Raw genomic sequence first — 14,188 nt, forward strand, 5'->3', positions numbered from 1 at the left:
AAAACTATACGATTTGCAAACATTTACGAATCAAACCATTAGAACTAGGGGTTTGATAAACTAAAAATATATTTTTTGCATGTATTTGTTGCTGAATGATGAAAAAATCAACAAAAAATATATTGCTTACGGCTTCCCGTAAAGATTATTACTTTAATTATCTTATAATTGCGCGACTGAATTCTAAATTTTTTCTATGAAAGCAAAACTACTCTTATTGCTGTTTCTGGCAACTTTTTCTACTTACGCACAAACCAATCTAGTTTCCAACGGAGGACTAGAATCTTGGGGAACTGGCCCTTCAATCATAGGCTGGACCATAGCAAACAATGTTACTCGCAATTTGACCAGTTATAATGGATCATTTAGTGCAGAATTGTCTTATGTAAGTGCTTCCCCTAAAATTACGACGCAAGTTCCGTTACAGGCAGGCGTTACGTATAAGATTAAGTTCAAATACAAGTATGTAGATAATAATTATGATGGAACCCATCCTATTGCATTAAATATTTCACAAAACGGAAGTTCTAGTACCTTATCTACAAGTACTTTTGCGACTAATAATTCGTGGACCGAGAAGGAAGCAACTTTTACTCCAGATGCAAATCTTTCTTACGATTTATCTATTTCTACTTTTAGTTTTGATAGTGCTCCTTTTTCTGTTTTAATAGACCATGTTCAGGTATATGTAGAAGGAACAGAACAATACACGAAAATCCCTGATGTGAATTTTGAAAATAAATTGATCGCTTTAGGTATTGATTCTGGAGTTGCTGATGGGAAAGTACTAACTAATGATATCAATTCGATAACCATATTGGATGTTTCAAGTTCTGATATTACTGATTTAACAGGTATTGAAGATTTTACCTCTTTAACTCAATTATATACTATGTCAAATAAATTGACATCATTAGATGTATCTAACAATTTAGAATTAACGACATTGAGATGTGATTCAAATGGTACTATAACAAGTTTGAATGTTTCTAAAAACACTAAACTTATAAATTTGTTTTGCGGTAACAACCAAATTACGAGTTTAAATCTTTCTAATCTTACAAACTTAATAGACCTATACTGCTATGAAAATCAATTAAGCAGTCTAGATCTTTCTACAAATACAAATTTACAATATCTGTATGCAAACAGAAACCTTCTGACATCATTGGATCTGAGTAAAAACACACTTTTGAATACCTTGTATTGTCAAGATAATAGTAGGCTTGAAACCTTAAATCTTCAAAATGGAAACAATACTTTACTTAAAAAATTAAACTTAACATACACTCCAAGTTTATATTGTATTTTAGTTGATGATGTTGCTTATTCTGACACCAATTGGAGCTCATACAAACCAAATAATGTTGCTTTCTCGACAGTTTGCCAAACTCCTGAGTATCTTTTAATACCAGATCCAGAACTTGAGAAAGTTTTAATAGCTAATAATGTTGATGGTGTAGTTGATGGTAAGGTTATAAAATCTAAAGTTTTAGCTACCGAAACCTTATACTTAAATATCACTACTGTAACCGATTTGACAGGTTTAGAATATTTTGAAAATCTAAAAAAATTAGATCTTTCAACAAGTGGAGGATCTACTGCTATTAATAAAATTGATCTATCCCCTTTTACTCAACTGACGTCTTTTGCAAGCAGATTTACTAATTTGTCTGAAATTAATGTGTCTAAAAACGTAAATCTTAAGGATTTAGATTTAAATAGTAATAAGCTTACAAAAATTGATGTTAGCTCAAATTTAGCTTTAGAAAATTTATCCATTTCAAGAAACTCAATAAGCGAGCTAAATGTTACAAAAAACATCGCTTTAAAGATGTTAAATACTATCGAAAATCCTTTAACGGGAATAAACGTTTCTAATAATACTGCACTGCAAGAACTTTACTGTTATTATAACAGGCTTAAAACGTTAGACGTTACGAACAATCCTAATTTACAAGTTTTAAATGCAGAACTTAACGATTTGAAATTATTAGATGTTTCTAAAAACTTACAGTTATTAACTCTTAATGTCGATCAAAACGACATAAGATCTTTAGATGTATCTAAAAATACTGTACTAACAAAATTTACTTGTGGTTATAATAATAACTTAATTTATTTGAACGTTAAAAATGGTAATAATAAAAATTTCATAACTAACACAAGTAATTACAGAGGTTTTATAAGTAATAAATTAAGTTGTATTGAAGTTGATGATGTTGACTATTCTAATGCGAACTGGTCAGGATTGAAAGATAGCAACGCTAGCTATTCTACTTCTTGCGATGTTGTATTGGCATATACCGCAATTCCTGACGCGAATTTTGAAGAGGCATTAATTTTACAAGGAATTGATAAAGATGGCAAAAATGGAAAAGTTTTAACTTCTGATATCCTTAACGTTACATCTTTAAATGTATCTAACAGCAATATTAAAGATCTAAAGGGAATTGAAGATTTTACGTCTTTAACTTCGTTAGACTGCTCTAAAAATAATTTGACAGCACTAAATGTTGAAAAAAATACTCTTTTAACGCAGCTTAAAGCTAACAACAATAATCTTTTTGATTTAAACGTATCAAAAAACACAAAACTAACCAATCTAAGTGTAAGTTTTAATAAAATAGTAAGTTTAGATCTTTCTAAAAATACCATTCTAAAAGAGGTAGACGCAGCTTCTAATAACCTGCACAATCTTAATTTAAAGAATGGCAACAATGCAAACATGCAACGTATGATTTTTGGAAATTTCACCGAAAATCCTCATTTAGCTTGTATCGAAGTCGATGATGCTGCCTTTTCTGAAGCAAACTGGATCGCAAAAGATGCAACTGCAAATTATTCAACTCAAGCTTGCCCTTTAAACGAACAGCAAACTTTAATTCCTGACTTAGCTTTTGAAAGAATATTAATTGCTAAAGGTTTAGACACAGATGGTGAAAACGGAAAAGTGCGCACTTTAAATATTTCAAATTTAAATAGTTTGAGTTTAAATGATAGCAATAATAAAATTTCTGACCTAACAGGTATTCAAGACTTTAGATCTCTAATTTCATTAGAGGCAAATGATAATAATCTTACAACTGTTGACCTTTCTAAAAATACCGAATTGATTGTTTTAAATCTTGCTACTAATAAATTAACATCAATTGATTTATCAAACAATACTCGATTATGGTCCGTAACTATCAGAGACAACCAATTAACAACGTTAGATGTTTCTGGGAATTTAGAATTAGGAAGCTTAAATGTTAACAGCAATCAATTAACTGCTTTAAACATTTCTAAAAACACTAAACTAACCGATTTATCTGCGAGTTATAATCAATTGACAGATATTAATTTAGCTGCAAATACTAAATTGAGTTCTTTATCTATTTATGGCAATTTGCTAACTTCTTTAGATGTTTCGAACAATGTATTACTAACTCAAATATTATGTTCTGATAATAGAATAACAACTTTAGATTTATCTAAAAACACTAAATTAGCATATATAAATGCTCCTAATAATAAATTGTTCAAACTAAATATTAAAAATGGTGCAAACAATTTGATTAATACAGCTTATTATTCCAGCTTCGTAAATAACCCTTCTTTAAAATGTATTCAGGTTGACGATGTAGATTTTTCTAATGCAAATTGGAGCAAACTAAAAGATGCTACTACAGTTTACTCATCTGATGCTTGTCCAGACGCAGAACCTTTTACACTAATTCCTGACGCTAATTTTGAAAATAAATTAATCGCTCTTGGAATTGACAAAGATGGTCCAAACGGAAAAGTTGCCACTTACAATATTGATAGTTTAACTTCTCTAAATGTATCAAAAAGCAATATTTCTGACTTAACAGGATTACAAGATTTTAAGGCCTTAACTTCCTTAGAAGCTTCAGACAACAAATTGACAGCTATTAATATTTCGAAAAATACATCGCTGACCAATTTAAATGTTAGCAAAAACCAATTGACTTCTTTAGATATTTCTGCAAATTACTTATTAGCTACCGTAGACTGTAGCGCAAATAGTATTGCAACTTTAAATCTTTCTCAGAGCAGCTTTTTAAGTGATTTGAATTGCAGTAATAATAACATTACAACATTAGACCTTTCTTATCTTTATCAATTAACAAATTTAAATTGCAGCAATAATGCTCTTACTGCTTTAAATCCTTTTAGAAATAGTAAGTTAACGGTATTAAGCGCAAGCATTAATAAATTGGAAAGTTTAGATGTTTCTAAAAACACAGCTTTAAAAGAAATTGACTGTGCAAGTAATGAGCTATACAACTTAAACTTGAAAAACGGAAACAATGTTAATATGGAAAGAGTGATTTTTGGAAATTTCACACAAAATCCAAACTTGCTTTGTATTCAAGTAGATGATGCTGCATTCTCAAACGATAAATGGATCGCAAAAGATGCAACTGCAACATACTCTACTGAAGCTTGTCCGCTAAACGGAAAGTTCACTTTAATTCCTGATCCAAATTTTGAAAAATTATTAATTGCCAAAAACATTGATAAAGATGGCGAAAATGGAAAAGTTTTAACTTCAAGTATTGAGAAAATAACATACTTAGATCTTACCGACACCAACCTAAAAGTATCTGATTTAACAGGTATTCAAGCCTTTAAATCTTTAGCAACTTTATACTGTTCTTCTGCCAATTTAACTTCTGTAGATTTATCTAAAAACGTAAACTTGGAAGACGTTAACTTATCAAATAATAAATTAACTTCTTTAGATTTATCTGCTAATATAAATTTAACAAACGTAGCAGCATATTATAATGAACTAACCAGTGTAGATGTTTCTAAAAATACAGCTTTAAAAACTTTAAGTATTTACAGAAACAATTTGACTAGTTTGAATATTTCTAAAAATACCGCATTAACAAGTTTAGATGCTGGTAATAATCAGTTAAACACTTTAGATCTTAGCACAAACATAAATCTGACAAAAATAGATGTTTATAATAATCAGCTAACTTCTTTAGATTTTTCTAAAAATCCGCTTCTAAAAGGGATAAGAATTACTAGCAATAAGATTGAAAACCTAAATGTATCTAATCTAAATGCTTTAACATCATTATTGGCAAGTTACAATCAACTTAGTACGATTGACGTTTCTAGAAATACCGGATTGCTTGTCCTGGAAGTTTCTAATAACAAATTAAATACTATTGATGTTTCCCCAAATACAGCCATTACTTCGTTAGATGTTTCGAAAAATCAATTAAAAACTTTAGACATCTCAAAAAACACAGCTTTGGTTGGTCTTTATGCAAATGATAACCAATTAACAAGTTTGGATTTAAGAAATGGAAAAAATACTTTGATTAAAAATTACAATCTATCTCTTACTGGTAACTCGCAATTATATTGCATTCTTGTTGATGATGTTGCTTATTCAAATTCAAATTGGTCTAGTAACAAAGATGCAATTGCTAAATATAACACAGAATGTACTGGCGAATTAGTTTTAGCTTCAAACAACTTTACTGTAGAAACTAAAGGAGAATCTTGTTTAGGCGAAAATAATGGAGAGATTAGCATTGTCGGAAAAGCTTCTTTTGCTTACAATGCAATGATAAACGACAAGCCTTATACCTTTACAGATAATGCTCTAAAAGTTACTGCATTAACTCCAGGCGTTTACAAAATTAAGATTACTATTCCTGACATGATTTTTGAGCAAAACTTTAATGTAACCATTCAAAAAGGTGCAACAATTACAGGAAAATCTAATGTATCTGCTAAGAATGTAGAAGTTGAAATTACAGAAGGAACTGCTCCTTTTACAGTATTTATTGATGGCGCAGAGCAATTCCAGACAACAGACAAGAATTTTACAGTTTCTCTAGACAAAGCAGCATTAGTCGAAGTGGCTACTGCCAAAGCTTGTGAAGGTGTTTTTGCTAAAAAAGTTACTTCGTATGAACTAGGAACTATACTTGCAGCTTACCCTAACCCTACTACAGGAACTATTGAAATCGAAATTCCAAGTACTAAAACTGAAATTGCAATTGAATTGTACAATTTTGGCGGTCAATTAGTTTCTCACGGAACTTATAATATTGAAAGCGGAAAAGCTCTTTTAAATCTTGAAAAATTACCTTCAGGAATTTATGCTGCCAAAATCAATTTAGACACTCCAGAATACGTTAAAATCATAAAAAAATAAAAAATGAAGAATTCTATATATCTTTCAATAATCTGTTTAGTATTTGCAGCCTGCGGAAGCGGAGGTGGAGATGATCCTGTCACTCCGCCAGTAGTAAATACAGCTCCTACAGTGCCAGTATTAAGCCTTCCTGCAGATAATAAATTATGTTTAGACAATAATGTTTCTTTTCAGTGGAATGCTTCAACTGACGAACAAAAAGATGCTATTGTTTATCAGATTCAAATTGCAAAAGACAATGCATTTAGTCAAATTGTGAGTACGTTGGATAATTCGTCTCTTTCAACAAGCGCTTTAGCTTTAGACAAAAACACGGCTTATTACTGGAGAGTAAAAGCAACAGACAGTAAAGGTCTGTCTAGTGCTTATTCTTCCACTTTTAAATTTTATACTGCTGGTGTCGCTGTTGTCAATCATTTGCCTTTTGCTCCGGCGTTAATTTCTCCAGAAATGAATGTTGCTTTGAGCACAACAACTGCAAGTTTGCAATGGAATGCATCAGATGTTGATACAGCAGATGTACTTACCTATGACGTTTATTTCGGAACGGCAAATCCGCCAACTGAAAAAGTAAGTGATAGCAAATCTGAAAAAACTGTTGATGTTACAATAGAACCAGGAAAACAATATTACTGGCAAGTAACGGTCAAAGACAATAAAGGTGGCGAAACCGTAGGCCAAGTTTGGAAATTTAAAACCAACTAAACTTAAGAATTACAATTAGTTAAAGATAAAAAAGTCCCATTTTCTAAATACTGAAAATGGGATTTTTTATTTTTTGTAAATGATCTATTTTTAAAGAATTTCTTCGCAGGTAAAAACCTCTTTTAATCGAACACCTTTTTCGGTATGTTCCACAGTTATGATTTGATTGTGGGCATCGTGTTCTAAAAACAAATAATGATTATTATCTGCCGCCACATTTAAAAATTTTGCCTTTTCTGGCATTGTCAGCAACGGTCTTGTATCGTATCCCATAACATAAGGAAGCGGAATATGTCCGGCTGTAGCCAACAAATCGGCGCAAAAAACAATCGTTTTATCTTGATATTTGATATGTGGAATCATCTGTTTTTCGGTATGTCCATCAACATAGTAAATATCGAAACCTAATTCTTTCGAAAAACCAAAATCAGAATCTGGCCTTTCAACAAAATTCAATTGTCCGCTTTCTTGCATTGGCAGAATATTTTCAGACAAGAAAGAAGCTTTTTCTCTAGCGTTTGGTTTCGTTGCCCATTCCCAATGATTTTCGTTTGTCCAGAATTTAGCATTTTTAAAAGCCGGCTCGTAACCTGTTTTATCCGAATTCCATTGAACACTTCCTCCGCAATGATCAAAATGAAGATGCGTCATAAAAACATCTGTAACATCATCACGATTGAAACCATATTTTGCTAGGGATTTATCTAAAGAATGTGAACCCCAAAGCGAATAATATCCAAAGAATTTTTCTGATTGCTTGTCGCCCATTCCAGTATCAATTAAGATAAGACGATTTCCATCTTCAATTAATAAACAGCGTGCAGCAATATCAATAAGATTATTGGCATCTGCAGGATTGGTTTTATTCCAAATTGTTTTAGGAACAACGCCAAACATTGCGCCTCCATCTAACTTAAAATTTCCAGATTCTATTGGGTAAAGTTTCATGAGAATGATTTTCTAAAAGAACAAAGCTAGAAAATTCAAACTCCTTTTACTAAAATTTAAGGTTAAAAACTTCAGATTATTCTAATGTAATCGAAGTACTTCCCATTATTTCCTGCTTATCAAAATAATTCACAAAATAAGTTCCTTTCTTAAATTGGTCTGCATTTAGAATTCCATAAGCATTCAGAGATTTTCCTTGAAAGTCCGTGCTAACAATAAAACTGTAAACAAGTGCTTTATCATTTCCAAATTCAATCAGCTTATTATCGCCCATAACCGTATTTTTCTGATCTAAAACCTGAACATAAAAAACTCTCTTTCCTGGCTTTGCTACTGCATTTCCGTTTAGCGTGAAACTAGCCTTAAGCTTTTTTGTATTCTTTGCTTTGGTTGTTTCCAATTCGGCTCCAGAGCTTTTTTCGCGAAGTGCAACAACTTTAAAATTACTTAAATACAATTTTGAAGCATCTTTTAAAGTCGATTCTAATGTTTTTTGTTTTGAAATCAAAGTGTCATTTTCTGCTTTTTGCTTATACATGACAACATTTTGGCTTTCAATCTCTGTCAGCAAACTTTTATTCTGAGATTTTAATTTTTTAATTTCCTGAACCCTGTTTTCTAAGGAAGTATTCAGATCTGAAAGCTGATTTCGATAAATTCTAATCTGCTCAGTCGAAGGATTATTTGAAGCTTTAATAATCGCCATCAAATTTTCAACATTCTTACGCTCTAATTCTAATTCTTTAGACAAAGCTGTTTTTTCTAAAATAGCCTCATCATAAGCCATTTTTAATGTATTTAAAGAATCTAAAATATTCTTCTGCACATCTGTTTCTTTGCTTCCAGAAGAGATTATATTGGCAATACTTTCTTCTTTAGCTCCACTATCATTCTTTTCAGGTTCACTGCTAAAAACCAAAACCACAGCACCTACTCCTAAAACAAAAATCATAGCAAACAAAGGTTTAAACCACTTTATTTCATTTTGTTTTTTCATAATTACTCCTAATTTTCTGCAAAAATATTGAATAAAAAACGACTATAATCAGTAGAAATACTTGTTTTTTAACATTTAGGAGCGATATTTGCAGCTCGATTGAAAAACAATTATTCTTTTCTAATTTTGATTCCTATTTTATCAAAATAAGTATTATCTATTTTCACATTTGTTATAATAATGTGAACCGTTATGGAAAAAGGTTTTTAAGTCGTATCTTTGCAGATAATTTCTATTTAACATTGAAAATTAGCGTTTTAAATCTGTACTAAATTCATTACAGACCAAAAAATGTTCATTAAAAACAAACATCTAAGAACAATGATAAAAGTTTCTGATACTGCCAAAAAGAAAATCATCGATTTGATGACTGATGATGGTTTTGACGCCGCGCACGACTACGTAAGAGTAGGCGTAAAAAGTGGTGGATGCTCTGGTTTGTCTTACGATTTAAAATTTGACAAAACCAAAGGAGATGACGATAAAATATTCGTTGACAACGACATACAAATTGCTGTTGAAAAAAAATCATTCCTTTATTTAGCTGGAACAATTTTAGAATTTTCTGGCGGATTAAACGGAAAAGGATTTGTTTTCAATAATCCTAACGCAAGCAGAACTTGCGGATGTGGAGAATCATTCTCTTTATAGTCAAAAGACGAAAGTCATAAAGTCTGCAAAGACTCTCAACGACTTTTAAACTTTGGACTTTAAAAACTTTAAGACAACATTAAAAATATAATGAGCAAATACACCGAAGACGATTTAAAAATCGAACTGGAAACTAAAGAATATGAGTACGGATTTTATACTAATATAGAATCTGAAACTTTCCCTATTGGCTTAAACGAAGAAATCGTGAGAGCTATTTCGCTTAAAAAAGAAGAACCTGAATGGATGACCGAATGGCGTATCGAAGCTTTCCGCGCTTGGAAAGAAATGATCGAACCAGAATGGGCAAACGTACATTACGAAAAACCAGATTTTCAGGCGATTTCTTATTATTCAGCTCCAAAACAAGTAGATCCTAATAAAACTTTGGACGATGTTGATCCAGAATTATTAGAGATGTATAAAAAACTTGGAATTTCTGTTGACGAGCAAAAAATGATGAACAATGTCGCTATGGATATTGTTGTCGATTCTGTTTCTGTAGCTACAACTTTCAAGAAAACTTTGGCAGAAAAAGGGATTATTTTCTGTCCAATTTCTGAAGCTATTAAAGAACATCCTGAATTAGTAAAAAAATATTTAGGAACTGTTGTACCTCAAAAAGACAACTTCTACGCAGCGTTAAACTCAGCGGTTTTCTCTGACGGAAGTTTCTGTTATATTCCGAAAGGCGTAAAATGCCCAATGGAACTTTCAACGTATTTCAGAATCAATCAAGCAGGAACTGGGCAATTCGAAAGAACTCTAGTTATTGCCGATGAAGGAAGTTACGTTTCTTACCTTGAAGGATGTACTGCTCCAAGCCGTGACGAAAATCAATTACACGCTGCTGTGGTTGAATTGATCGCTTTGGATGATGCAGAAATTAAATATTCTACCGTTCAAAACTGGTTCCCAGGAAACAAAGAAGGAAAAGGTGGAGTTTACAACTTCGTAACTAAAAGAGGTTTATGCGAAACAAACGCTAAAATTTCTTGGACGCAGGTTGAAACAGGTTCTGCTGTAACTTGGAAATATCCTTCTTGTGTATTAAAAGGAGATAATTCGGTAGGAGAATTTTATTCTATTGCTGTAACAAATAATTTCCAACAAGCTGATACTGGAACAAAAATGATCCATTTAGGAAAAAATACTAAATCGACTATTATTTCTAAAGGTATCTCGGCTGGAAAATCACAAAATAGCTACCGTGGTTTAGTGCAAATCTCTCCAAGAGCTGAGAATGCAAGAAACTTTTCTCAATGTGACTCATTGTTAATGGGTAACAATTGCGGTGCACATACTTTTCCTTATATCGAAAGTAAAAATCCATCTGCAAAAATTGAGCACGAAGCAACTACAAGTAAAATTGGAGAAGATCAGGTTTTCTATTGCAACCAAAGAGGTATTCCAACCGAAAAAGCGATTGCCTTAATTGTAAACGGTTTCAGTAAAGATGTCTTGAACAAACTGCCAATGGAATTTGCTGTTGAAGCTCAAAAATTATTAGAGATTTCTTTAGAAGGATCTGTAGGTTAATTGGAAGATGCAAAATAAAAAAGTCATCATTTTAGGTTCTTCTAGAAAAAACGGAAATACAGCAAAAATTGTAGATAAACTTTCGAAAGAACACAACATTGATGTAGTTAATTTAAGTGATTATAATATTTCCCATTATGATTACGAAAGCAAAAATTTAGGCGATGATTTTTTACCTCTGATAAGAGGAATTATCGAAAAGTACGATACTTTAATTTTTGCAACGCCCATTTATTGGTATAATATGAGCGGAATTATGAAGGTCTTTTTCGACAGGATTTCAGATTTAATCCGAATTGAAAAAGAAACCGGAAGAAAACTAAGAGGAAAAAAAATCGGAGTGATATCAAATTCTCACGATGATGAAACTGACGAAAGTTTTTATATTCCGTTTCAAAAATCAGCCGATTATTTAGGCATGGAATATTTAGGACACACGCATTTTAATGCCGACACCCTAAACCAACAAACAAAAATAGAATTGACATTTATATAAAATAAAAAACAATGTTATCAATAAAAAACCTTCACGCCGCGATTGGTGATAAAGAAATTCTTAAAGGAATTAATATAGAAGTTAAAGCTGGAGAAGTTCACGCTATCATGGGACCAAACGGTTCTGGAAAAAGTACACTTTCTGCTGTTATTGCAGGAAATGAAAATTATGAAGTTACAGATGGAGAGGTTATTCTTGACGGAGAAGATCTTGCTGATTTAGCTCCTGAAGAAAGAGCACATAAAGGTGTTTTCCTTTCATTTCAATATCCAGTAGAAATTCCTGGAGTTAGTGTAACTAACTTTATGAAAACTGCTATCAACGAAACTCGTAAAGCAAACGGTCAAGAAGAAATGCCAGCTAACGAAATGCTGAAAGTAATTCGTGAGAAATCTGAATTGTTAGAAATCGATCGTAAATTTCTTTCTCGTTCTCTTAATGAAGGGTTTTCTGGAGGAGAGAAAAAAAGAAACGAAATCTTCCAAATGGCAATGTTAGAGCCAAAATTAGCTATCCTTGACGAAACCGATTCTGGTCTTGATATCGATGCTTTAAGAATTGTTGCAAATGGTGTAAACAAATTAAAAAGCGACAAAAACGCTATTATCGTGATTACACACTACCAACGTTTATTAGATTATATCGTTCCTGATTTCGTTCACGTTCTTTACAACGGAAGAATCGTAAAATCTGGCGGAAAAGAATTAGCTTACGAATTAGAAGAAAAAGGATACGACTGGATCAAAGCAGAAAACTAATTCTAAGTCGTAAAGTCGAAAGTCAAAAGTCATAAAGTCGGAAATACAATATGAGTAAATTCAAATCTTTTGAGGAAATAAATTCTTGGCAAAAATCTCGAATCTTCAATAAGAAAATATATTTGATTACTGAAAATTCTAATTTCAAAAAAGACTTTGATTTTGTTAGACAAATTAGACGTGCATCACTTTCTATATCATCAAATATAGCGGAAGGTTTTGAGAGAAATACAGACAAAGAGTTTATTTACTTTTTATATGTAGCCAAAGCATCAGCAGGAGAAGTAAGATCTCAATTATATTTAGCTTTTGATTTAGAATATATTATAAAAGAAGAATTTGAAATGCTTTTAGAATCGGTAACAGAAATATCGAAATTATTAAGCGGTTTCATTAAATATTTGAGCCCAAAGTCATAAAGTCGAAAGCCATAAAGTCAAAAACTTTATGCTTTAATTCTTGACCTTTAGGCAAAAACAGTCGACAATCTAAAGTCTTTCGACTTTCGACTTTCGACTTTAAGACTAAAACAGAAAATGGATTTAAAAGAAAAATTAGTATCGTCTTTTATGGCTTTTGAAGAGCGTGTTGATGTACATTCAGATTTACATGACATACGCACAAATGCTTTAAAAAACTTCGAAAATAAAGGTTTCCCAACCAAAAAAGAAGAAGCTTGGAAATATACATCGCTAAATGCCATCTTAAAAAATGACTTTACGGTTTTTCCAAAGCAGGAAAATGCAATCGAATTTAATCAGGTAAAAAAATACTTTTTACACGAAATTGATACGTACAAATTAGTATTTATCGATGGTGTTTTCAGTTCACATTTGTCTTCTACAACGCATGACGGAATTGATGTTTGCTTGATGTCATCAGCATTGACCAAACCAAAATATAAAATGGTTATTGATACATACTTTAATCAGATTGCAAGTAAAGATGACAGCTTGACTTCATTGAATACGGCTTTTGCAATTGAAGGTGCTTTTATCAATATCCCAAAGAAAAAAGTGGCTGATAAACCAATTGAGATCATGTATTTCTCAACAGGAAATGAAGCAGCTTTAATGGTTCAGCCAAGAAATTTGGTTATTGTGGGCGAAAATTCACATGTTCAAATTATTGAGCGCCACCAAAGTTTGAATGAAAATCCGGTTTTAACAAACTCTGTTACTGAGATTTTTGCTCAAAAACGTGCGATTGTTGATTATTACAAAATTCAAAACGATAATAGTGAAGCCAATTTAATTGACAACACTTACGTTTCGCAACAACAGGAAAGCCATGCTTACGTGCACACTTTCTCTTTTGGTGGAAATTTAACTCGTAACAACTTAAACTTTTATCACTTTGGTGAAAGATTGACAAGTACGCTTAACGGAATTTCAATCTTAAATGACAAACAACACGTTGACCATTATACTTTGGTAAACCACGCACAACCAAATTGCGAAAGTTTCCAAGATTATAAAGGAATTTTCTCTGATCGCTCAACAGGAGTTTTCAACGGAAAAGTTTTGGTAGAAAAAGAAGCTCAAAAAACAAATGCTTTCCAAAAAAGCAACAACATTTTATTGAGTGACAAAGCAACAATCAACGCAAAACCACAATTAGAGATTTTTGCTGATGACGTAAAATGTTCTCACGGATGTACTGTTGGACAGCTTGATGAAACAGCAATGTTCTACATGCAGTCGCGCGGAATCCCGAAAAAAGAAGCTAAAGCTTTATTAATGTACGCATTCTCAAATGCCGTTATCGAAAGCATTAAAATACCAGAATTAAAACAAAGAATTACTAAAATCATTGCTACGAAATTAGGTGTGAATTTAGGATTTGATTTGTAAACATTCTTAACCGCAAAGAGCGCTAAGGTTTACGCAAGGTTCGCAAAGTTT

The 14,188-nt window shown here is 31.9% G+C and carries 10 protein-coding genes; 8 read left to right on the plus strand and 2 right to left on the minus strand.

Annotated features, from left to right (window positions below; genetic code table 11):
* The first annotated feature begins 196 nt into the window (after nucleotides 1-196).
* Together JC605_RS03595 and JC605_RS03600 are read left to right on the plus strand one after the other, a co-directional pair.
* Nucleotides 197-6,190 carry a T9SS type A sorting domain-containing protein gene (locus tag JC605_RS03595; RefSeq protein ID WP_198854907.1) on the plus strand — a complete coding sequence of 1,998 codons (5,994 nt, stop codon included), beginning with the start codon at nucleotides 197-199 and terminating at the stop codon, nucleotides 6,188-6,190.
* A gap of 3 nt (nucleotides 6,191-6,193) precedes the next feature.
* Nucleotides 6,194-6,895, plus strand: a complete 702-nt coding sequence (locus tag JC605_RS03600; protein WP_198854908.1) for a hypothetical protein — start codon at nucleotides 6,194-6,196, stop codon at nucleotides 6,893-6,895.
* A 90-nt stretch (nucleotides 6,896-6,985) separates the two neighbouring features.
* Here the strand turns inward: JC605_RS03600 and JC605_RS03605 are convergent, their stop codons facing one another.
* Both JC605_RS03605 and JC605_RS03610 read right to left on the minus strand, forming a co-directional pair.
* Entirely contained in the window at nucleotides 6,986-7,843 is an 858-nt protein-coding gene (locus JC605_RS03605) for an MBL fold metallo-hydrolase (RefSeq protein WP_198854909.1), read from the minus strand.
* A 76-nt stretch (nucleotides 7,844-7,919) separates the two neighbouring features.
* On the minus strand, nucleotides 7,920-8,840 hold the full coding sequence (locus tag JC605_RS03610; RefSeq protein WP_198854910.1) for a hypothetical protein: 921 nt from the start codon (nucleotides 8,838-8,840) through the stop codon (nucleotides 7,920-7,922).
* Between the two features lie 321 nt (nucleotides 8,841-9,161).
* Here JC605_RS03610 and JC605_RS03615 point away from each other — a divergent pair, with 321 nt between their 5' ends.
* The 6 genes from JC605_RS03615 (at nucleotide 9,162) to sufD (ending at nucleotide 14,137) form a co-directional block, all read left to right on the plus strand.
* Nucleotides 9,162-9,491, plus strand: coding sequence for an iron-sulfur cluster assembly accessory protein (locus tag JC605_RS03615; protein ID WP_026727150.1), 330 nt, complete (start codon nucleotides 9,162-9,164; stop codon nucleotides 9,489-9,491).
* A 90-nt stretch (nucleotides 9,492-9,581) separates the two neighbouring features.
* Entirely contained in the window at nucleotides 9,582-11,030 is a 1,449-nt protein-coding gene (sufB, locus tag JC605_RS03620) for a Fe-S cluster assembly protein SufB (RefSeq protein WP_198854911.1), read from the plus strand.
* 7 nt (nucleotides 11,031-11,037) lie between these two features.
* Nucleotides 11,038-11,526: a flavodoxin family protein gene (locus JC605_RS03625; protein ID WP_198854912.1), complete on the plus strand. Its 489-nt coding sequence runs from the start codon at nucleotides 11,038-11,040 to the stop codon at nucleotides 11,524-11,526.
* A gap of 11 nt (nucleotides 11,527-11,537) precedes the next feature.
* Nucleotides 11,538-12,284, plus strand: a complete 747-nt coding sequence (gene sufC, locus JC605_RS03630; RefSeq protein ID WP_008466070.1) for a Fe-S cluster assembly ATPase SufC — start codon at nucleotides 11,538-11,540, stop codon at nucleotides 12,282-12,284.
* A 50-nt stretch (nucleotides 12,285-12,334) separates the two neighbouring features.
* Nucleotides 12,335-12,703 carry a four helix bundle protein gene (locus JC605_RS03635; RefSeq protein WP_198854913.1) on the plus strand — a complete coding sequence of 123 codons (369 nt, stop codon included), beginning with the start codon at nucleotides 12,335-12,337 and terminating at the stop codon, nucleotides 12,701-12,703.
* Between the two features lie 117 nt (nucleotides 12,704-12,820).
* On the plus strand, nucleotides 12,821-14,137 hold the full coding sequence (sufD, locus tag JC605_RS03640) for a Fe-S cluster assembly protein SufD (RefSeq protein WP_111368792.1): 1,317 nt from the start codon (nucleotides 12,821-12,823) through the stop codon (nucleotides 14,135-14,137).
* The last annotated feature ends 51 nt before the right edge of the window (nucleotides 14,138-14,188 follow it).

It is taken from the genome of Flavobacterium sp. IB48, from assembly GCF_016405855.1.
Classification (GTDB): domain Bacteria; phylum Bacteroidota; class Bacteroidia; order Flavobacteriales; family Flavobacteriaceae; genus Flavobacterium; species Flavobacterium ginsengisoli.